Origin of the sequence: Photobacterium nomapromontoriensis (assembly GCF_050336815.1) — a bacterium.
In the GTDB taxonomy this organism is placed as follows: Bacteria; Pseudomonadota; Gammaproteobacteria; order Enterobacterales; family Vibrionaceae; genus Photobacterium; species Photobacterium nomapromontoriensis.
On the sequence record NZ_JAKJSL010000017.1, the window covers coordinates 203,150 to 223,856 of the forward strand.

The 20,707-nt window shown below is 38.5% G+C and carries 17 protein-coding genes; 6 read left to right on the plus strand and 11 right to left on the minus strand.

Annotated features, from left to right (window positions below):
• The 3 genes from L4D12_RS04045 (at position 1) to L4D12_RS04055 (ending at position 3,580) form a co-directional block, all read left to right on the plus strand.
• Entirely contained in the window at positions 1-1,248 is a 1,248-nt protein-coding gene (locus L4D12_RS04045; protein ID WP_428446535.1) for a glycosyltransferase family 4 protein, read from the plus strand.
• Positions 1,245-2,411 (plus strand): glycosyltransferase family 4 protein, encoded by a 1,167-nt coding sequence (locus L4D12_RS04050; protein ID WP_428446536.1) that lies wholly within the window; start codon positions 1,245-1,247, stop codon positions 2,409-2,411. Before L4D12_RS04045 ends, L4D12_RS04050 begins: the two co-directional genes overlap by 4 nt.
• Positions 2,412-2,479: 68 nt before the next feature.
• Positions 2,480-3,580, plus strand: coding sequence for a glycosyltransferase (locus tag L4D12_RS04055; protein WP_428446537.1), 1,101 nt, complete (start codon positions 2,480-2,482; stop codon positions 3,578-3,580).
• Between the two features lie 71 nt (positions 3,581-3,651).
• Here L4D12_RS04055 and L4D12_RS04060 read toward each other — a convergent pair whose 3' ends face one another.
• From L4D12_RS04060 to L4D12_RS04085, 6 genes are all read right to left on the minus strand, one after another.
• Complete coding sequence (locus L4D12_RS04060) at positions 3,652-4,377, minus strand: nucleotidyltransferase family protein (protein WP_428446538.1); 726 nt, start codon at positions 4,375-4,377, stop codon at positions 3,652-3,654.
• Positions 4,364-4,939 (minus strand): D-sedoheptulose-7-phosphate isomerase, encoded by a 576-nt coding sequence (locus L4D12_RS04065; RefSeq protein WP_428446539.1) that lies wholly within the window; start codon positions 4,937-4,939, stop codon positions 4,364-4,366. Before L4D12_RS04065 ends, L4D12_RS04060 begins: the two co-directional genes overlap by 14 nt.
• The gene (locus tag L4D12_RS04070; protein ID WP_428446540.1) at positions 4,939-5,874 is read right to left on the minus strand and encodes a GHMP family kinase ATP-binding protein; all 936 of its coding nucleotides are present in this window, start codon (positions 5,872-5,874) and stop codon (positions 4,939-4,941) included. Before L4D12_RS04070 ends, L4D12_RS04065 begins: the two co-directional genes overlap by 1 nt.
• 155 nt (positions 5,875-6,029) lie before the next feature.
• Positions 6,030-7,367 (minus strand): putative O-glycosylation ligase, exosortase A system-associated, encoded by a 1,338-nt coding sequence (locus L4D12_RS04075; RefSeq protein WP_428446541.1) that lies wholly within the window; start codon positions 7,365-7,367, stop codon positions 6,030-6,032.
• Between the two features lie 85 nt (positions 7,368-7,452).
• Positions 7,453-8,931, minus strand: a complete 1,479-nt coding sequence (locus tag L4D12_RS04080) for an oligosaccharide flippase family protein (RefSeq protein ID WP_428446542.1) — start codon at positions 8,929-8,931, stop codon at positions 7,453-7,455.
• A 10-nt stretch (positions 8,932-8,941) separates the two neighbouring features.
• On the minus strand, positions 8,942-9,862 hold the full coding sequence (locus L4D12_RS04085) for a glycosyltransferase family protein (protein WP_428446543.1): 921 nt from the start codon (positions 9,860-9,862) through the stop codon (positions 8,942-8,944).
• A 213-nt stretch (positions 9,863-10,075) separates the two neighbouring features.
• Here L4D12_RS04085 and L4D12_RS04090 point away from each other — a divergent pair, with 213 nt between their 5' ends.
• Positions 10,076-11,527 (plus strand): polysaccharide lyase domain-containing protein, encoded by a 1,452-nt coding sequence (locus tag L4D12_RS04090; RefSeq protein ID WP_428446544.1) that lies wholly within the window; start codon positions 10,076-10,078, stop codon positions 11,525-11,527.
• A 62-nt stretch (positions 11,528-11,589) separates the two neighbouring features.
• On the opposite strand, the gene L4D12_RS04095 is transcribed toward L4D12_RS04090, so the two are convergent.
• The 5 genes from L4D12_RS04095 to L4D12_RS04115 are packed head-to-tail and all read right to left on the minus strand — an operon-like array spanning position 11,590 to position 17,253.
• Positions 11,590-12,372, minus strand: a complete 783-nt coding sequence (locus L4D12_RS04095) for a hypothetical protein (protein WP_428446545.1) — start codon at positions 12,370-12,372, stop codon at positions 11,590-11,592.
• Between the two features lies 1 nt (position 12,373).
• Entirely contained in the window at positions 12,374-13,396 is a 1,023-nt protein-coding gene (locus tag L4D12_RS04100; RefSeq protein WP_428446546.1) for a glycosyltransferase family 2 protein, read from the minus strand.
• Complete coding sequence (locus tag L4D12_RS04105; protein ID WP_428446547.1) at positions 13,389-14,372, minus strand: polysaccharide deacetylase family protein; 984 nt, start codon at positions 14,370-14,372, stop codon at positions 13,389-13,391. The genes L4D12_RS04100 and L4D12_RS04105 overlap by 8 nt, the downstream gene beginning before the upstream one ends.
• On the minus strand, positions 14,362-16,101 hold the full coding sequence (locus tag L4D12_RS04110) for an arsenate reductase/protein-tyrosine-phosphatase family protein (protein WP_428446548.1): 1,740 nt from the start codon (positions 16,099-16,101) through the stop codon (positions 14,362-14,364). The genes L4D12_RS04105 and L4D12_RS04110 overlap by 11 nt, the downstream gene beginning before the upstream one ends.
• Before the next feature lie 39 nt (positions 16,102-16,140).
• Positions 16,141-17,253: a GNAT family N-acetyltransferase gene (locus tag L4D12_RS04115; RefSeq protein WP_428446549.1), complete on the minus strand. Its 1,113-nt coding sequence runs from the start codon at positions 17,251-17,253 to the stop codon at positions 16,141-16,143.
• A 166-nt stretch (positions 17,254-17,419) separates the two neighbouring features.
• Between L4D12_RS04115 and prsT the strand changes: the two genes are divergently transcribed.
• Positions 17,420-20,176 carry an XrtA/PEP-CTERM system TPR-repeat protein PrsT gene (gene prsT / locus L4D12_RS04120; RefSeq protein ID WP_428446550.1) on the plus strand — a complete coding sequence of 919 codons (2,757 nt, stop codon included), beginning with the start codon at positions 17,420-17,422 and terminating at the stop codon, positions 20,174-20,176.
• Between the two features lie 246 nt (positions 20,177-20,422).
• Complete coding sequence (locus tag L4D12_RS04125) at positions 20,423-20,701, plus strand: VanZ family protein (RefSeq protein WP_428446551.1); 279 nt, start codon at positions 20,423-20,425, stop codon at positions 20,699-20,701.
• Positions 20,702-20,707: the final 6 nt, after the last annotated feature.

The window sequence follows — 20,707 nt, forward strand, 5'->3', positions numbered from 1 at the left end:
ATGAAACTACTAACCATCACCACCCTGTATCCCAATACCACAGATCTCAAGCATGGGGTCTTTATCGAGAACAGATTGCGCCAACTGCAACTACACTACCCAGACGTTGAGTGTACAGTTATTGCCCCTGTACCTTGGTTTCCATTTAACCATTCCATCTTTGGCCACTACAGCCAATACGCATCGGTACCAAGAGTAGAACAACGATACGGGATCACGGCTTACCACCCGCGCTACATTGTCATACCCAAAATCGGGATGCAATTGACCCCTTATACTTTACAACATTGCCTGTACCGCCAAATTCAGACACTGCAACAAGATGGGCTCGAATTTGATTTAATTGATGGCCATTATTTTTTCCCCGATGGTATCGCTATCGCCAAAGTGGCCAAGCAACTAGGGAAACCATTTACAGTAACCGCACGGGGAACAGACATTAATCTGATCCCGCAATATACTCACCCATTGCGCCAAATTCAGCACGTTTTCCAACACAGCAACCATAATCTGGCGGTCTGTGAAGCCCTGCGCCAAGCAATGATCATGCACGGAGCCAACCCAAGCAAGACCACCACGGCGCGTAACGGGGTGGATTTGGACTTATTCCATTTTACCGATGAGGCACGTAAGCTGACTCTCAGAAAGCAGCTAGGCCTACCCAGCCAGGGGCCTATTTTTCTTTCTGTCGGCCTGCTGGTAGAACGTAAAGGCCATCATCTGGTAATAGAAGCCATGAAACACCACCCGGATGCCCACTTACTCATTGCCGGGACCGGACCGGAAGACCACCATCTCAAGCAGCTTGCACATACATTGCACCTCAGCAGACAGATAACGTTTCTTGGCGGACTCAGCCAGCCAGAACTAGCTGATTATTTCGGCGCGAGCGATCTCTCAATTTTAGCCTCTAACCGTGAAGGCTGGGCAAACGTACTGCTTGAATCGATGGCCTGTGGCACTCCGGTTATTGCCACTAATATCTGGGGAACGCCGGAAGTGGTTAGAACCCCAGAAGCAGGTCAATTAGTAGAAAGGAATAGTCAAAGCATTGCTGATGGTATTACCCAACTCCTTGGCAATTTACCCAGCCGACAGGCAACTCGACACTACGCTGAGCAATTTTCATGGGAGGACACATCACATTTGCTCTATCGCCTCTTCTCCCAATTAATTTCCCCACCGAATCATAATGCAAACATGCAGCAGTCGGTCACCGGTAACGACCACAAGGAAAAGCAGCTATGAAAATCCTCTATCATCATCGTGTTGCTTCGCGGGACGGCCAGTACGTCCATATTGAGGCCATCATCAATGCGTTGAAGGCGCAAGGGCACGAGATCATCGTGGTCGCACCAGAAATCAGTAAACAACCTGAATTTGGGGATAATGGCGGGTGGGTATCGACATTACGCCGTTGCTTGCCTGGGGCTATTACCGAATTGATGGAGTTTGGCTACAGCTTTTATGATTTTATCTTGCTGTGTCGAGCAATCAAGAAACACCGTCCAGATGTCATTTACGAGCGCTACAACCTTTTTTTACCGTCCGGGATCTGGGTAAAAATGCTTTACGATTTACCATTAATTCTTGAGGTTAATTCGCCTCTTTACCAAGAGCGCCACGACTACACTGGTATCCACTTCCCCATGTTGGCACGCTGGTCAGAATATTACACGTGGCGTAACGCCGATCATGTGTTGCCTGTCAGCCATGTTTTGGCTGGGTATATTTACGATGCTGGCGTTAACATAGAGCAAGTCACCATTATCCCTAATGGTATCGACACTGGCCATTTCAATCCCCACCAAGACACTAAACGCATGGTGCAATTTCAGGATAAAATAGTGGTCGGTTTCGTGGGTTTTTGCCGAGAATGGCACCGCCTAGATGCCGTTATGGCGAGAATCGCCAACCTGAACAACCCCAATATTCATTTGCTGATCATTGGTGATGGTCCCGTGCTTGATGATCTGAGAGCGACAGCCAAATTACTCCACATAGAAGCACAAACACATATCACCGGGCTGATCCCTCGCGATCAAATGCCAAATTGGCTAGCGCAAATTGATATCGCTCTACAACCCGCCGTTACCCCTTGGTGCTCGCCACTTAAATTAATTGAATACTTAGCCTCGGGGAAAGCCATTGTGGCCCCCGACGCACCAAACGTTAAAGAACTGATCAGCGATAATCACAATGCTTTGCTGTTCAAAAATGGGGATATGGACAGCATGCTCAATACCATTGAACGGCTTATTCATAACGAGGCACTACGAGAACAACTTCAGCATGCCGCCAGTGAAACCATCCATGAGAAACAGTTAACCTGGGAAAGTAATGGCCTAAAAATCATTCAACTCTTCGAGCAGATAAATGGAGATAAACAACTGACTGTAGAACAGAGGTAAGTCATCGTCATGCGTTACTTATATCTCTCACCATACACAACATTTTCGTAATCAGTGCGGAGCAAAGAATGACCCAGTCAATTGTTCATATTGTTCATGGTTTCCACATTGGTGGTTTAGAAAATCTGATTGTTAATTGTATAAACCAAATGGGGAATGGTTATCACCACACCATTATCAGTCTCACCACTGTCGGGGACATCATTGAGCAAATCATCCCCGAAATTACAACGATTTCTCTCAATAAACCACCAGGTAACAGCCTGCGCCTCTACTTCAGCCTGTTTAAGCAACTGCGCCGGTTAAAACCTGACGTGGTTCAAACCTACAACCTCGCCACTATCGAATACCAATGTGTCGCGGCACTGGCTCGCGTCCCTGTCCGTATTCATGCTGAACATGGCCGAGATAGCTACGATCCTGCTGGCACAGTCAAAAAATACCGTTACTTACGTAAGATCAGCGCTATCTGGATACATCAGGTAATAGCAGTATCTGACGATCTATATCAGTGGCTTGCCCAAAATGTAGGGATCCCTCAAGATAAACTTAAATTAATCCGTAATGGGATCAACACCCAGCATTTTCATCCTATAAATAAAACTCTCACATCTGCTGTCTTTACATTTGGCCATGTCGCTCGGCTGCAGAGTATTAAGAATCAGCAACTGCTAATCACTGCCTATCAAGAAGCATGCACCCGCAGTCCATCATTTTTAGAAAACACGCAATTAATACTTGTGGGTGATGGGGATCAACGACCAACATTGGAAAAACTGGCTGCAAAATCTGCTACGTCGAACCATATTCATTTTGCAGGATGTCAGGAAAATATGCGCCAGCAATATGCAACTTTCGATGCTTTTGTGCTGTCATCCATTGCGGAAGGTATCCCTCTCACCTTACTCGAATCGATGTCAATGGGCATTCCCCACATCGTGACCACAGTGGGAGGAGTTAACGAAGTGATCATAGAAGGCCATACTGGCGTAGGGATCCCATCTCAAGATCACCAGGCACTGGCAGATGCCTTACTGCGTTTTTATCAACAAAGAAGTGAATTACCGACCATGGGACAAGCAGCCCGTTCACGCATTGAGCAACACTTTAGTGAAAGTGTAATGGTTAATGAGTATAAAAAAGTCTATGCATATGAGTTGAATACATAAATGTATATCCTCAAAAAAGCCGACTTCATGTCGGCTTTCTTACGTTATTCTTATCACGTTATAATCACAGATTAATGCTCAATAATGTCATGCTGTTTAAAGTATTCGTTGGCCAACATGTAGTCATCAACAATTCCAATATCAATAAAATAGCTGTCTGATATTTGCGCAATAATTTGAATCTGTCGATTTACCGCCTCTTCAAGAAACGCCATTTCAAATGAAAACTTCTCTAAGCTACATGCAGCAAGCATTGTTGCGTCAAGGAGGTAAATGCCAGCATTGATGTACCCCGACTGATTACTGGTTTTTTCTACAAACCCAGTAATATATCCCTCTTTATCAATATGGGCGTTACCATAGCGGCCAGTATCATGAAGATACTTTGTTACCATTACAATATCGGCATCTGGTAGCTGTCTCAGCATGCCATTCAAGTCAAATTCACAATAACTGTCACCATTTACAACCAGTAACGTGCTTTGTTCTAGACCCAGCTGCCTGACTGCATTAACAATCGCTCCCCCCGTCCCCAACGGCATATCTTCAACACTGTACTCAATGGGTATACCGCGATAAGACGAACCAAAATAGCGTTGGATCACCTCTCGCAAATAAGAAACTGCCAATACAATCTTAGAGACCTTTTGCTCTACCAAATTATCCAATACACGCTCTATAAATGGTCGTCCCGCAACATCCATCATAGGTTTAGGCTGATCCTGAGTCATTGCACCAAGCCGGCTACCCAATCCACCACAAAGTACAATAGCTACGACCTCATCATCGGTGATCATGAAAATACTCCTTCTCAACATAACCACAAATCATGTGGCCAATCAGAATATGAGATTCTTGAATTCGAGGGGTATCCGTTGACGGTACGGCAATACAGAGATCACTACAGGTTTGTATATCGCCGCCTTCGCCAGCTAAGCCCACAGCGGTAATACCGTTCTCGCGGGCATAGGCCATTGCATTGATAATATTGGCCGAATTACCTGAGGTCGTAATACCAATGAAAATATCCCCAGGGTTGCCATTAGCCTGCAATTGGCGCTCAAACAGCTTATCAAATCCATAATCATTCCCGATAGCAGTGAGGATTGAGGTATCAGTAGTCAGCGCTATCGACGGCAGGCCCGGCCGATCAAAATGAAAACGGCTAACAAACTCGGCTGCGATATGTTGTGCATCCGCAGCACTACCCCCATTACCCGCTAAAATGATCTTATGCCCGCGCTTGTAAGCAGCTAAACATAGATCAGCGACTTCCGTAATCGTTGCCATGACGTCAGGTGAATCAAGTAAACGCTGCTTCACCGCTATCGATTGAGTAACGCTATTATTAAAATACATTACACCTTCCATGATTGCGTGCCTTCTTGAGTGAATTTGAATGGGTGAATTTCTCCATCGAGATCATCGAGTGCCGCTTCCACAGCAAGGCGTTTAAGAGGATCAACGAATAACATCATGAAGCCACCGCCACCGGCGCCCGAAATCTTGAGTGATTTTGCACCAGCACTCATTGCGCGATCTTCAATTTGTTCAATCAACGGTGTCGAAATTGACGGTGACGTTGCTTTTTTGGCTATCCACGAATCATGAAACAACTGCGACATACCCGGAATATCAGAGTGAAGTAACCGCTCTTTCATCTCAAAAGCCAGCTGCTTAACGTCATGCATCGCCTGAAGGGGTTTCTCAGTATTACCACTGGTGGTTTTAACCTGATCATCAATTATCTTGGCAGATGATCGTGACACCCCCGTAAAATAAAGAAGAAGTTGAGACTCTAATTCATTAAGGATTGAGCGACGTATACGCAGCGGATTAACCAAAACCCTATTCTCATCATAAAACTCCATGAAATTGAAACCGCCAAATGTCGTCGCGTATTGATCCTGTTTACCTCCGGATAACTGACAATCCACCCTCTCTATGTCATAAGCTAGACGTGCGATGTCATATTCACCCAATGGTAGATTCAATAATTTTTGATAAGCACTTATCATCGTCACAACCATCGTTGAAGATGAACCTAACCCACTTCCAGGTGGTGCATCACAATGGGTATAGACTTTCACTGATAATGGTTCACCATTGTTATATTCAGCTATCACTCGGTTATAGACTGCTTTATGAAGACATAAGCTTCCTTCCAACGGCAGCAAGCCAGTCAAGCTTGAATGATACTCTTCATCTAAATCCTGAGCATAAAAAGTAACACCGGATGTTGAGGGCGTCATTTCAATTGTACAGTGTGCATACATATCAATAGTAGCATTCAATATACACCCGCCATATCTATCGCAATATGGTGAAATATCTGTTCCCCCACCTGCTAATCCTAATCGAAGTGGTGATCGCGCTCTCACTATCATCGTAAGTCCCTAATCAACATAATGATTTACCATAAAAAAATCTGTCAGATAAATATACCCTTCTAGACTAACCCTTTATTAATAAATTCCCGTTTGCGTCTCAACGTTCGTCCTCTTTTAATCTCTGCAATATTTTCTCTTACTGATAAATCTAGTGATATAATAATAGCAATTAGAGCCCAAAATATTTCCGCATAAGGTAATGAAAGCGCCGCACCGGCCACAGAAAATACGATCAATGATAGCTTCAACATTCTCGCCAATTGGTATTGCCAATCAAGGCGTTCTATATCTTTTACCTTTCGCATTATATTCATCAACATTAAATATGATGAAACAAGAATTAATAGAAATATCGAAAAACCTATAAATCCATGGTCTCCCAACACTTGAAAATAAATACTATGTGCAGCCCAGCCTTTTTCTCCAGGCTCAGGCGAATCAATAAACGATAGCTTATAAAAATTTTGAGAAACAGAACGCCAAACATACCCAACTTCAACCATCCTAAATCCAGCACCAACAATAGGATGTTCCATTGCCATTAATGTATACATTTTCCAGGATTTAACCCTTATCATAAATGAACTATCTTTATTCGCTGAATCAATGGTTTCCATCCTTTTATACCATTTATCAGTCAAAAATAATGATGAGATCGCTGTGATAATGAGAACACTAATAATAACAATAGTTTTCCGTTTACTCGATATGAAAAAGAAAAATGCAACACAAACCAAACCAATAAATCCACCACGAGAAGCTGTACCCAATATAGCTAAAATACTTAATATAAAAGTAATTATCAGTAATGGTTTGAATTTCGAATTTCGATATTGACATAATAGATATATTATCAAAGGAAGAATCATATCCAAAGCCAAAGCAAAATGATTATTGTCTGATAAAATATTATCATCTGGACCTTTAATATGATGAGAGCCTGCAGATGCAATAAACTTTAACCCCTCAATTGCGCCCATTGCACCTAGAGAGAGTACAAATGTCATCAGAATATAATTAAAATGATTTTTCTTCCTAACTATCAATACAATAAACAACATCAGTAACATTGTTTTAGAAAATTTAAACCATTCAAGCCAAACAACTTCATCAATACCTATTGTATAAATTGACGTGATAGTAAAATGTATATATAAAAGCATTACCATAATGAGAAGAAAATTAACATGAACTTTATTTTTCTTATATATTAAATATGAGAAAAAAGTCACAATCGCAAGGATAGTCTGAAAACTAATGCTGCTTGCAAAACCATACAACCAAGATGCAGGAACAAATAATCCAACCCACAACCACAATGAAACAGAGACATAAGGTCGTTTAAATGCGTAAACAATTAATATTGCAAATGATATAACAAAGACAATATCTCTCATTGAGAATCCTTGTTATCCTCATTTACGGATATTTTTGTATATATAACCAAAGCCACAAGAACGAATAAGAACAATAATGACTCCATCAACCTCTTCCTTCTTTTATTAGTTTTAAGCGATATTTGTCAAAGACAAATACACAACAACTCCAATGATATGGGTAACGTTTCCTACATTGATAAGAAATTAATACAAATGAAAATATGTAGCTAACAGCGCCAATAACTACACCTATAACTAATTGAGCCGTTGTCAAATAAAATAAAGATATTGAATATTCAACAATGTGGTACATAACAAAGCTAGATAATAAAGGTGGTATAAAGATCATAACAATATCATTGTATTTTATTCTAACAACCCATAGCAATAGAGCTATTAACCAAAAAAAATAAATTAACCCTATCCATACTCGGCCATGAGCCAAAAAAAACATATTACTATCATGGTAAGAAATAAAAAACACAATGATGCCAAATAAAAAAATCAAATCCGATAATATTAATAATTTCATTTTTTTCTGTATTGTCATAATCGTATTCAGTAGACCATATACTGACATAACTATCATTAGAGGTGATAATACATAAATCAATTCACTCGCATCATGCCATTCATCACCTAATATCACGTCCGTAAACGGTATTGCGATACTCATCATCCCCAACGAACAAGGAAAAACTATCAACATATTGATACTGAATTGCTGAACGACCTTCTGATAATACTCCGCACTATCATTTTTCACTCTTGATAAAACTGAAAAAAAACCTCGATTAATTGGAATAATTAATTCATTAAACGGTAACCACGAAAACTCAGTTGATACACTATATAAGCCGACATCCCGAGTGTTGACTATATTTCCAAGTAACAGAACATCAATTCGTGATCGTAAATAACCAAAAACAGAACTTACATATAACCATTTCGAAAAACACCATTGTTTATGCCAGTATTGATATGATAATCTTGGACGTCTAGGAAACAAAATATAACCGACAATAGTTTCAACGAAAACAGAGACTATCACTCCAATGATCAATGCCCAATAAGATACTAACATTATAGCAAGTACAATAGATACAACTGCACCTGCGGTTCTTGCTACCATTGTTGTGGCGATAACGCGCTTAAATTTATAATCTTTCTCTGCTTTATCTAAAGCTACATTTCTTAACCCAGATAAAAATGGAATAATAGCAACAGCCTGAATAATATAAACCATCGACATATTATTCACATATATCGCTATCCACTCAGCAGAGAAGTATAAACAAAAAGTCGTCACTGTTTTTATCACTAAACCAAGAGTCCAAATGCTATCAAGCTCGTCTTCAGACATATCATCAGAAGAAATAACAAAATGTGCCACGCCAACATGTGAAAAAGCGACAAACATTGAAACAAAGAATGTTGATAATGCAGCTAAACCAAAATCATCAGGAGAAAGTAATTTGAGCAAGACCAGAGTATTCACAATGCCAATCAGGCGTGAATACCAATTAGCAATAAACGCCCATTTTGCACTATGAAATAAACCTTCATTATTGGTAACAGGCATAACCAAGCACCTACATCATATTCGATATAACTAAGTGAGCAATTTTTTTATACTTCTGATTGTGATACCGATATGTACCCATAAAATGAATCAATGATGCCTCTTCTACAGGTAATTTTGAATGCGGGAAAAGGTATGTCTGATACTTTGGCCACGATAGCATCGTCATACCAGGTGAGAGAGAACACATTACATTCGATGAAACTTGTTCACTCCCCCAAAGATGCCACTTATTACCAATTGCCTTCTCCATCTGCATAGAAAACTGTCGCAATATCGGTAAATAACTTTCAGATGCAGGGAGACCAATAAAAGCCGCACAACCGCGAAAATAATGACTATTCATATCTTTAAATAAAGGCAGACGATCAAAATGCTGCTCTGAAAAACCTTGTATATGGCATGATTTCCATTCCTTCGCTATCTCTGCCATTTCCTGCATTGTAACTGGATTACGCCATTTATCATTACCAAGAATAAAACCATGCTCTTCGACTATAGCTTGTGACACCTCAGACATCTCACCATTAATAACAATATCAGCATCAAGTTGAATGACATAACTCTCTTTTGCTAAACTAAGTAACATCACTAACCGTTCCCAACAGTTACCTTTTGGGAGGTTAGTCATATCTAATTCATCTTTGTAGTGAATAATAATATCAGGTACATGCTGACGTATAATAGCTTCATCTTTATCATCCAAACTACCATCGCTCAGCACATGAACTTCTTTAACATCAACATATAATAAAAATGACTTCACAGCGACAAGATAATCATAAACCACCCGTTTACCGACCATAGATAAAACGACTACATTATGATTTGATGAATAGACAACAGGAGCAGTAAAAGCTACTTTTCTTAAGGTTTTAACACAAGAAAATTGATTAAACTTTGTTATGATCCGCTGCGAAAAAGCATTCATTCTATCTTCCTCAGTCAACACCCTTACCATGGTAATAATAAGACAAATAATTACAATAAAATAATCATGGCACATAATATTAAAATCATCCACCAAGATGTGAAAAAATCACAAGTAATGCCTATACTACTATTTTCTACTTCTTCATAGAAAACACTTCTTATTCATAATTTTGCATCTCTATGAATTAGAAAGAAAAGGATGATGACTTCAATGAAAAAGATACTCTCGTTATACTTACTTATATGTGGATTGGTTGTTAATATATTAATAATGGTAGTGTTTTATTTATTTAATGACCAACTAACTCTACAATCAACTAAAGTAAACCATGCAGTATCAATCATTACTGATAAATTGAACTCCTCTTCAAGAGCATCTCTAGACGAGCTTGACGTATACAGCAAACAACATCACCATGACGAATTCTATAATGGTATATTCCACCCTAAAAACTGGCCGACGGTAGGACCAAGAAAACACTATCAAGCTTTTAATACTGATCGGTATATTTTTGTCGATAATGAAAGCAGCCTTATTCACGCTATAAAAAATGCACAGTCAGGTGATGAAATCATCATTAAAGATGGCTATTATTTACTTGACGGTAAGCGCTTCATAATAAGCGATGCTAAAACGTCATCACTACAGCCTATCGTTATCCGAGCTGAAAACATAGGCGGCGTGAATATCTATCTAGATGCTGTTGAAGGTTTTCTTATTGATCAACCAAACTGGCGAATTGAAGGTATTAACTTTATTGGTCAATGTGATCACCACTCTAGATGTGAGCACGCATTACACATTGTTGGTTATGCCAATAACACAGTAATCCGCAATAATACATTCTATGATTTCAATGCCGCTATAAAAATCAATAAGTTAAAAATGAAATATCCTGATAATGGTATCATTGAGAATAATATCTTTGGTATGAATGCCCCTCGCGATACTAACCATTCAGTCACTCCAATTAACTTAGACCATGGTAGCAATTGGAAGATCCGTAAAAATATAATTCACGATTTCATCAAATTAGGTGGCAATAAAGTCAGTTATGGTGCCTTTATGAAAGGTGGTACTCATGGTGGGATAATGGAACAAAACCTCATTATCTGTAACACTAATCGCGAACGATATCCAGGTAGCCAAGTTGGATTATCATTTGGTGGCGGTGGAATAGATAAAAATCAAAGGCGAGGAAGATCAGACTTTGAAGTTAAAAACTCTGTCATCAGAAATAATATTATTCTACATTGTAATGATGTCGGCATTTATAGTCAGCGTTCATCAAATATAACCATAAACAATAATATAATTTATAATACCCTTGGTGTTGATGTTAGATTTAAAAATTCCACTGCCAATATTTTTAATAATATCATCAATGGCAGAATAAAAGACAGGGATAACGCTAAATCCATAAAATATAATAACTATGTGTCTAATGAGTCATTATTTTCCACTGAATTACCATTATATGAGATTTTTGAAAAACCCAATATTGGTGTATTTCGGATAAAAAAACCAGAAGCTCTGATCAATGTCACACAAGATGCGTCTGTTGTTACTGAACTCATTATCGATTTCTGCAATAACACTGTAAAACCAGGTCAATCATATATCGGAGCTATTTATAATGACAGAGGATGCTTCCACCAATAGTATTGAAACATCCATACAAGAATCTAAATTGGCTTGAACGATATAATGTAACGAGAATATTATTATGCACTTTTACTTATACGAAGATTGCAGGTGTACTTCCGTAAATAATTGCGGCATTCTCTATAAGCTTTCTCACATTCTTCCAACAGTGAAAAATCAATATCGATAGCAAGTGTTTCGCTCTGTTTTTTCACAATAACACCTGAATGTATAAATTCAGAAGAGTCACCATAATAGCGCTCACCTGTTTTATCAAACTTTCTATATGTAGTTGAAAATGGTGTCTGCAAACCGATAAATGATTGAATTTCCGCTAATACTGAATGAGGTTCATCAATGATATCCCTTGCATCATAGTAATAGTAACTTTGTTTATTGCTAACCAAATCTTTTACTATCTCAAAGATGCTATTAACCCGTTCAATATAGTATTTTGCCGCAATTTCTGGTTGCGTAAAATCATCACCTGGATGTTTCAGTTGATATAGTTTTACTATGCTATTAATTGTTTGAAGAGGCTCTCGTAAGCACACCAACGGGATAACATTGTCACGGGCTAGTACGTCAATACTAGTATAATGTTCACTGTGTAGAATTTTATCAAAGTAATACTTAGTTACAGGCTCATCAGGATCACCTTCATGAAAATGTAACTTTTGATTAATCAGACTCTTCCAGCTGTAATAACCAATATGCATTTCATAATAACCAGATATATCGTTATGTGAACCGATTAGGTGGCCGATTAATGTACTATTTGCACGCATATGGCTAAGCAGTAAAATATGTTGACTTGGTGCGATAAGTCGAGTCTTTAAAATAACGTCCTTAACAGATTCCACACTATACTCCTTCTTTTCTTACTATCAATTTTGCTCTTCGGACAAATAGACAACGAAAGCTCAGATACAGCGAGTAAAGTAACCATTTTATGTTAAACCTCACCACTAATCCTTGCCAGGCATATGATGCTGCCTCATAGTATTTACCACGCATGGCAAAATCTTCTGCTATAAATTTCAATTGGTTACTTTTGCCATACCTGCATACTTTCGCTAGCTCTTCATGCTGGCTATAAAGTATCCCCTTTTCATAGAGTCTGAGCTGGTACACTCTTTTCTGCAAAGGATCAGACATCGTTGACAAGTTATTACACTCATTCTGAATTGGAATATTATGATGTGACATCACAATAGGATCATAAAGTATATATTGAGCGCGATCGATTGAACGATAATAAACATCTCGGTCATCCTCATAACGTAGATTTTCATCCATACCATCGATAGTTATAAAATACTCTTTTCTAAATACAAGACAATTTAAATGCGCAAAACCATCACTTCTCAGCAACTGTGACAAACTAATCGGGTAAGCTCTTTGTGAGAGTCTTGGCATAAAATCTAATTTATCAACCAAATCTTCGACCCAGATAACGTCAGAGCATTTTGTCCCATCAGAATAGTAAGCATTTTGGTTAGAAATATAGAGATCTACTGGGTTTTCTTCTTGTCGAATATTTTCATACAAGCGACTTAAATATCCCATGTCTATCCAATAGTCGTCATCATCTAAAAAACAGAGATATTGTCCTTTCGCTATCGATGCACCATGATTCATCGCGTAGCTATGGCCATGTCCTCGGCTTCGCTGGATCAAAGCACTATAACAAACCCTGTTACTGTAATTAGCCATTAGATCTTGATATGCTTGTTGATACTCTGATGTACTACCATCATTAACAACAATGACTTCAAATGCGTTAAAGTCTTGGCCTAGTACCGATTCTAACGCTTTTTTAAATAAAACAGGACGATTACGAGTCGTAATAATAATACTAAAAAAAACCTCAGATAAATTAGACATGCTTATCTCCTAGACTCACAGTATAGGAACTTGATAGCCGCCCTGGTGTATACATTTCCACACTAGGTTGACGCATAAACCATGCTATAAAATCGAGTGTAACGGAATCAAACTGCTGTTTTTGTTCATCAGTCTGTACATAGGGGGTCTTACCTTGTTTTGCTGACGGTGAATGGAAGGACAGAATCATATGCTCATGCCCCACCGCCATCTGATGGCTAGCAGCACAAATCAGCTCATTGAGGTTTGCCCCTTCCGGGGACAAACGATATGTAACGATACCGAATAGCTTCCTGAGAACACGGCTTGCAATATCACAGCCTGAAAAATATGAGGGATTATCTTGTAACCAACGGCTTAACCAGCCCAATCGCGCTATACGACAGCATGTATGCGGTAGGTAAGTGATCCCATCCTCTAAAAATAACGCATTATTATACTGACTAAAATTTGGTCCATCTTGATGAGTAAAATCACTAAATGCACTAATACTGAGATCAACCTTATACCCCAAGACACTCAACACATCACGGGTATTCTCACCAATTCCATATCGCCCCGCTAAATACGTGACAGGCCGGCAACCCGTTACGGCTTCAATTTTATCTGTCAGTACCTTCAATTTTTTGTATTCAAGCGCAGAAGAAAGATTACCAGGATAGGAATATTGGTCAGCAACTTGGTTAAGCAATGCTGGTTCCTCAAAAGGTGGGTTTACCCAAGGATGAAGATGTGCAGCAAACTCTATTTTATCTTTTGCCTGTTTCTTGCAATACCTGATAACCTCTTCCCCACCTTTACTGGTAACAAAAGGGTAATCCATCGCCAGCGTAACATGCGCACCCAAAGCAAGCATGGAGTCAATAAGGCTTATTAATTCCCGATGGTGAGTTACATCTGTATTACTACGAAAAAATCCACCATCCCAATCAAATTCCTCTTCTGCATGTATAACAACCGCAAGTTTACCGCCCATACAGACTGTCCTCACAATAATGAATTAACTGTTGAACTGACATTTCTATTTCTTCGTAACAGAGCTTTACACCTTCAACATCTAAACCATAAGGATCAGTAACCTCATATTTCATTGCCTTATTGACAGGAAGTAAATCGTTAATAAAAAATGCATTTTTTGCATTATAATAAGAAGCTAAACCGGATTTATTTCGTTTATCAAAGAAGAATAGAATATCACTATTACACAGATCGCTCTGTCGAAGGCACCGCGACCTATGCTGCTCAAGACTGTAATTTAATTGTTGTGCCGCTTCGCGTGCAGATGCTGGACTTTCACGATTTTCTGGCGCATGAAAACCATATGACTCTGTTATCATTTTTTGTGATTTATCGTACAGCTGGTTCCTAAGTACCTGCTCTGCAAATGGACTTCTCATAATATTGCCATAGCAAATAAAGATAAAACGCCGGTTTGGATTATCCTTCATCAACGTCTTAAGACGATACCGGGTTATCAAGCTACGTACACGAAACAATACGGGAATTTTTTTGCTGATCGCAACGACAAACTGCCCCATAATCAGCATAACTTCATGCAGAAAGGGCTTAAAATCTGAACGGGAAAAACTATCAATCACTTCCCTTCCACTGATTATACGTCTGTATTGTATAAGCCTCCGTATTATTCTTCGCCATCCACCAGAAACTAGGCGCTCACGACGAATATCATATAAATCAGCGGTTAAGGCACGGGCATAATGATTAACCGGATAATGATGATATATCTCTTTGGGGCATTCTTGAGTTACTAAGTAATCGACATAATATTTGGGGAAATCTATCCCACAGAACAAAGCCAATGGCAACGATCCCCATAAACGGGCATTCACCTCCACCAAAATCCAAGCATTGGATTGCAAATTACGGCGAAATTCAAACATAGCAATACCGGTATATCGCACTTTCTTACATATTCGTTTCACGGCTGCCAATTGTTCTGGATCGGTGGTAATACTATATCGGTAAGAACTTCCCCCACCATTAGACTCGTTATCTCTGCGATGTGAAAATACAGCTTTAATCTCACCGTCTACCGCAAATATAGAGACGCCTTCTCCAACACCTGAAAAATAACGCTCCACCATAATAATACCATCCCCAAACTTACCGTCATCAAAATCAGCGGACTGACGTACGATGGTGACATTCTGACGGCTGTTGAGCTGCTTATGATCAAATGACTGTAGTGGTTTAATTACAAAAATTGCCCCAAACTGGCTCGCGATTTCATCATATGTAACCGTTTTCAAGTTAATTAAGCGCCCTTCAGCGACAGGGATATCACATGATATTGCTAACGTTTTCGTTTTCCACTTATCAAACAAGATGTCCAATGCTTCGTCATTTGCAACGGCAAGCCTCGTATGCTCTGGCAAACGTTGTTTCTCCACCCAAAGCGGATAGATCGCTCGCTCATCACATGGAATAATAACGTCAAACTGATAGCGTTCTATTAATTTAAAAACGGCGTCTTGCCAGCCATCTTGCGTGTAAGCTTGATAATTGTAGAACTTTGCCGTTTTGATATAGCGGCTATACCTCGCTGGACTGTTCCTGTCGTAACAAATAACATGCACTTCGTAGCCAGCACCACCTAAAGAACGAATTGTAGTTAGAAAACTGCGTGTATCCTCACCAATGATTAGTACTCTGGGTTGCGCTCTATTTATGCCCTTGTTCTTCATCAACTTCCCTTGTACATTTCCTCTGCAACATGCATTCTCTTACCAATAACTAAAAAATTGCTGTTTTACATATCGCAATTTATTTTTTAATGCCAGTAATTCTTTTGACTTACGCATTTCATAAACACTAAGTGATGATTTTAAGTTTGCGAAGGTTTCTTTATAACGGGCAATCCCCCCCATAAAATCATAGCTATTAAAACCTTCTTCCATCGCCCTATTGATGAGCAGGAAATGTGAAACCATACCCGGTTTTAAGTGATCACCTGATATCTCGTAATTTAGAGCACTCAGATAAAATGTAATATTACCTTGCCAATGAAAGTTATACATAATGGCAATCAGCTCATTACCAGCCATAACTTTATGCAAATGGATATGCCCCTGTGGTACTCCAGTGCGAATCAGTGCCTCATGAAATTGAATGAAATGGGGATTTCTAAAGCCGCTCTGCCCAAGTTGATCACCCCATCGCTTAACATGCAATGGCGCTGCCAGCGCAAAATAAACCAAAGCTTCCTCTACAGACTCCGCAGTTGAAATTGTCACTTCACCGTACTCCTCATACCGGCGAATACTCCGATTAATTTGATATCTAGCACTCCGAGAGATCATCTGGCACAACATTTTATCTTGGTTTCTTAATTGCTCTAAATCAACCTGATAGGTTAATGTTTCCCATGTTGATTCAACAGCATACTGGTCTGCTGATAGTTGAAGAATATCACTGTGACTTGCACCAATGACAAACTTTCCGTTACCCACAATTTCCGTCATTACCATTGATATCATTTCGTGGCGAATCTCTTGCTCTTGTCCCTCAACCATAAGAAAGTCGTTAAATTCAATCCACGCTTGATCGAGCAATTCATCTCCTACCCGGTGCAGATAGCAAGGTGTCCCTTTCAGATACTGATAATAAGTATCTGTTCTAGGGACAATAATTCCCAAACCGATCACTTCATTTTCTCGTCGCGCTTCAATAACATAAAACTCATCCACAAAGCACTCAAACCAACTTCCTATCCATAGCCATGAGAGAAAAAAATTGGGTTCTGAACGCGCTTCCAATTCAATCCAAGCTCGTTGCAACCAACCAGAGTCTGGGCATAAATACAACTCACATTCTATTGCATTCTTTTGTCTATTCACTAGCACACCAACGAATGTTTCAGATAGGCCACATCAGCACTAACAATAAGCATAGCTGCTATCATATTAAGGTGACAAAGAATAGATAAATTTATACAAAAATCATGAATTATGACTATGCTTTTTATGATGTGTTTTTTGACTCATGCGGAAGGTCTCATACTATATGTTCAACAAAATAATACTTGTAAAAGCAGCTGCAGTGTTTCTCTCTTTTACGTTGCTAGCTTGCAATAGCGAATCGCCTGAGTTTCATATTACTAATGCCAAAAATCACATCGAGAATAAAGACTATAATACTGCCGTTATTGAATTGAAAAATGCGATTAAAAAAGATAAAACAGATCCGGAACCTAGAACTATTTTGGGTGAAATTTATCTCATGCGTGGCGAATATTCTGCTGCAAGAAAAGAACTTTCAATGGCATTAAAATATAGCTCAAACAACATCCAAACAGAGCTCTATTTAGCAAGAGCCCTTTTAGGTGATAATGATATTAAAGCGATTGAAGAATTAGTACATCACTCAGAGACTAAAAGCTTAAATGTTAAATCAGAGCTTTTATCAATTAATGCACTAGCGTTGATAAGGAATAACAAGTTAAATAGAGCGAGATCTATTTTACACGATGCAGAAATGATGGGGTTTAGTGGTGTATATTTTAATTTAGCCCAAGCCCAATTACTTGCGCAAAATAGTAAGTACGATAACGCAGTAGCAATACTAAAAAAAACGCTTACCGTCCACCCGAATAATATTGAAACCTTGCTACTCACTGCACATGTACTTTCAGCACAGTCAGAGCATGAAGAAACAGCAGAAATATACCGTAAAATTCTAGCATCAGCACCTGACAACCCAAACTATCAGCTCTATTTTGCTCAGTCATTAGTTAAGAGCGAAAAATATTCAGAAGCTGAACCGTATGTTAATGATATTCTAAAATTAGTCCCATCACATCTTGTTGCTAACAATCTTAAAGCTTCAATAGAATACTCAAAATCGAATTTTAAAGATGCCAGAAGGCATGCTAATGCAGCAATACGTGAAGGCTCTAATAACATCGGCACATACGTCATAGCTGGAATATGTGCTTATCTCCAGAATGACTATGAGGATGCCTATCTTCATCTTAAAGAAATTGCCCCGTATCTAAAAGAAGATCATTTTCTACAACAGCTTTTTGTTGCATCTCAATTTAAAATCGGAAAAATCAATGAAGCGATAGAAAGTATTAATGATTTTGATTTATCTAACAAAGAATACAATAATTTTGCCACTAGAATGAGTTTAGAGTTTTCATCTATCGGAAGAAGTAGCGATGCTCTAGCGATTGCAAAGAAAGCTGAGCAATTTTCTACACAATCAGGTCAATTACGTATCGGATTATTACGTGCGGCAAATAATGAACAAGATGGCATTAAGCAACTAGAATCTATTTTAAAAGTAAAACCTGATCAGCTAGAGGCAAATATTGGATTGGCTTATTACCACCTATCAAATGGTAATATTAAAAAAGGTGAAGATGTCATAGACAAATGGTTAGAAAGTAACAATAAAGATATTACAGCATTATTACTTAAAGGATACCTATCTCTAAAAAAAGAAAAGTATAACATTGCAGAGTCAATGTTTAATAGAGCATTATCCCTAGATAAGGATAATATCAAAGCAAAGTTATCTTTATTGCAGTTACAATCATTGAATGGTGATACAAAAACCGCATTTGATGAAACATTTCTTCTTGCCAAACAGTATCCTGACAATTTCACTGTCGCGATGTTTCTATATCGATTTGCAGCTCAAACGGATAGAATTGATGATATCATCAGCTTCTATACGACGTTAATAGACGCAGATACAAATAGTATCAAGTACCGTCTGCTCTTAGCTCGAATCTATGCCAGCATTCAACAATCAGATAAAGGTATTGCACTGCTGGAAGAATTACCAAGTATTCAACATTCTGCTGATGTTTGGAGCATTAAAACCTTGCTGTACTTTCAAGCTCTTGACTATCGTAAAGCATTTCAAGCAGCAGAAGAATGGGTTAAATTAGACCGGAGTAATCCAGAAGCTTACTTAAGAGTTATTCAACTAAGCGAATCAACAAAGAATTATAATAAAGGTATTCAATATGCGCTAGATGCAGAGAAATTATTCATCGAACACCCTCACTTTACATTAATGCGCGCGACGTTATTACAGCTAGATCAACAACCAACTCGCAGCCAAGCAGTTCTCGATGCACTACCTGAAAAAGTAAAGCAATCCAGTTACTTCTTAAAGCTGCAGAGTGAAGTCTATCGCGATAGAAAAGACTATAATAAAAGTGTCTTATTCGCTCATCAACGCTATGAAAAATACCCGACATCTATAACTGCGAAAGATCTTGCTTTGGCCTATATTGCAGACGATCAATATCGAAAAGCAACTAATTTATTGAAACAGAGGATAAGTAAAAATCCTGAATCAGAAGGTGCATTACATCTACTTCTCGCTCAAATTCAATATAATGTCGAACCTAATGCTGCAATTGAAACCTATATATCCATTTTAGAAAGAGAACCCCAAAATGTTATCGTTTTAAATAACGTTGCATGGCTGTATATCAATAGCAATGATTTGAGAAATGCCTGCCAATATGCAACAAAAGCTTATAATAACGCACCTAACAATCCAGAAATTCAAGATACGTATGGTTACTGTTTATTAAAATCAGGAAAACATAAAGAGTCAATGATCCCGCTAAAAATGGCTTATGATGGTAGAAATAACAATATCGAAATCAGTTTTCATTATGCAGAAAGCCTTATTCTTAATAATCATTTAGAAAAAGCAAGACGGATTCTAGATAGAGTAAAACCAGAAAATAATGAACATTATAAGCAACACAGACAACTGTACAAACAAACTAAATAAAAGTGAACGAGGTTATTTAGTTCCATTTATTGTTACATTCAGCCTTCGACTACTACGGCTTAACACACAATTACATATATGTGTGCTAATTTTTGTATATAACTACATTTTATCCAACTAATGAATAACTTAATACATCGTATATTCGACAGTCTTTCATTCTATCGAATATTATTTATTTGCTATTTTATCTTAATCTCAATTCTATCACTAAAAACAGGGGCAGAAAAAAACAGTCCATTAGACATGAACAGCTATGGTATTTTATTCCTAGATAAAATGGCTCATACGCTTGCCTATGCTATTTTTGCAGTTCAAGGCTTTATTCAATTGAAAAATAGAAGGCGATACATGATGTTATGTATCGCCATTGCGCTATATGGCATGCTATTGGAACTCATTCAACATGTATTCATACCACAAAGAATGGGGGCAATAGACGATGCTCTTGCCAATATAATCGGTGTCTTTATCGGATATACAGTCTGTATGCACTGGATAAAAAAACACACTAATCAAGATTAACCGTTG

Coding starts and splice junctions, on each gene's coding strand:
- L4D12_RS04085 (WP_428446543.1), bottom strand. CDS start 9,862: ATGAATGCTTTTTCGCAGCGGATCATAACAAAGTTTAATCAATTTTCT.
- prsT (WP_428446550.1), top strand. CDS start 17,420: ATGTTCAACAAAATAATACTTGTAAAAGCAGCTGCAGTGTTTCTCTCT.
- L4D12_RS04045 (WP_428446535.1), top strand. CDS start 1: ATGAAACTACTAACCATCACCACCCTGTATCCCAATACCACAGATCTC.
- L4D12_RS04060 (WP_428446538.1), bottom strand. CDS start 4,377: ATGATCACCGATGATGAGGTCGTAGCTATTGTACTTTGTGGTGGATTG.
- L4D12_RS04105 (WP_428446547.1), bottom strand. CDS start 14,372: ATGGGCGGTAAACTTGCGGTTGTTATACATGCAGAAGAGGAATTTGAT.
- L4D12_RS04100 (WP_428446546.1), bottom strand. CDS start 13,396: ATGTCTAATTTATCTGAGGTTTTTTTTAGTATTATTATTACGACTCGT.
- L4D12_RS04125 (WP_428446551.1), top strand. CDS start 20,423: ATGAACAGCTATGGTATTTTATTCCTAGATAAAATGGCTCATACGCTT.
- L4D12_RS04075 (WP_428446541.1), bottom strand. CDS start 7,367: ATGAGAGATATTGTCTTTGTTATATCATTTGCAATATTAATTGTTTAC.
- L4D12_RS04090 (WP_428446544.1), top strand. CDS start 10,076: ATGAAAAAGATACTCTCGTTATACTTACTTATATGTGGATTGGTTGTT.
- L4D12_RS04080 (WP_428446542.1), bottom strand. CDS start 8,931: ATGCCTGTTACCAATAATGAAGGTTTATTTCATAGTGCAAAATGGGCG.
- L4D12_RS04110 (WP_428446548.1), bottom strand. CDS start 16,101: ATGAAGAACAAGGGCATAAATAGAGCGCAACCCAGAGTACTAATCATT.
- L4D12_RS04065 (WP_428446539.1), bottom strand. CDS start 4,939: ATGTATTTTAATAATAGCGTTACTCAATCGATAGCGGTGAAGCAGCGT.
- L4D12_RS04050 (WP_428446536.1), top strand. CDS start 1,245: ATGAAAATCCTCTATCATCATCGTGTTGCTTCGCGGGACGGCCAGTAC.
- L4D12_RS04055 (WP_428446537.1), top strand. CDS start 2,480: ATGACCCAGTCAATTGTTCATATTGTTCATGGTTTCCACATTGGTGGT.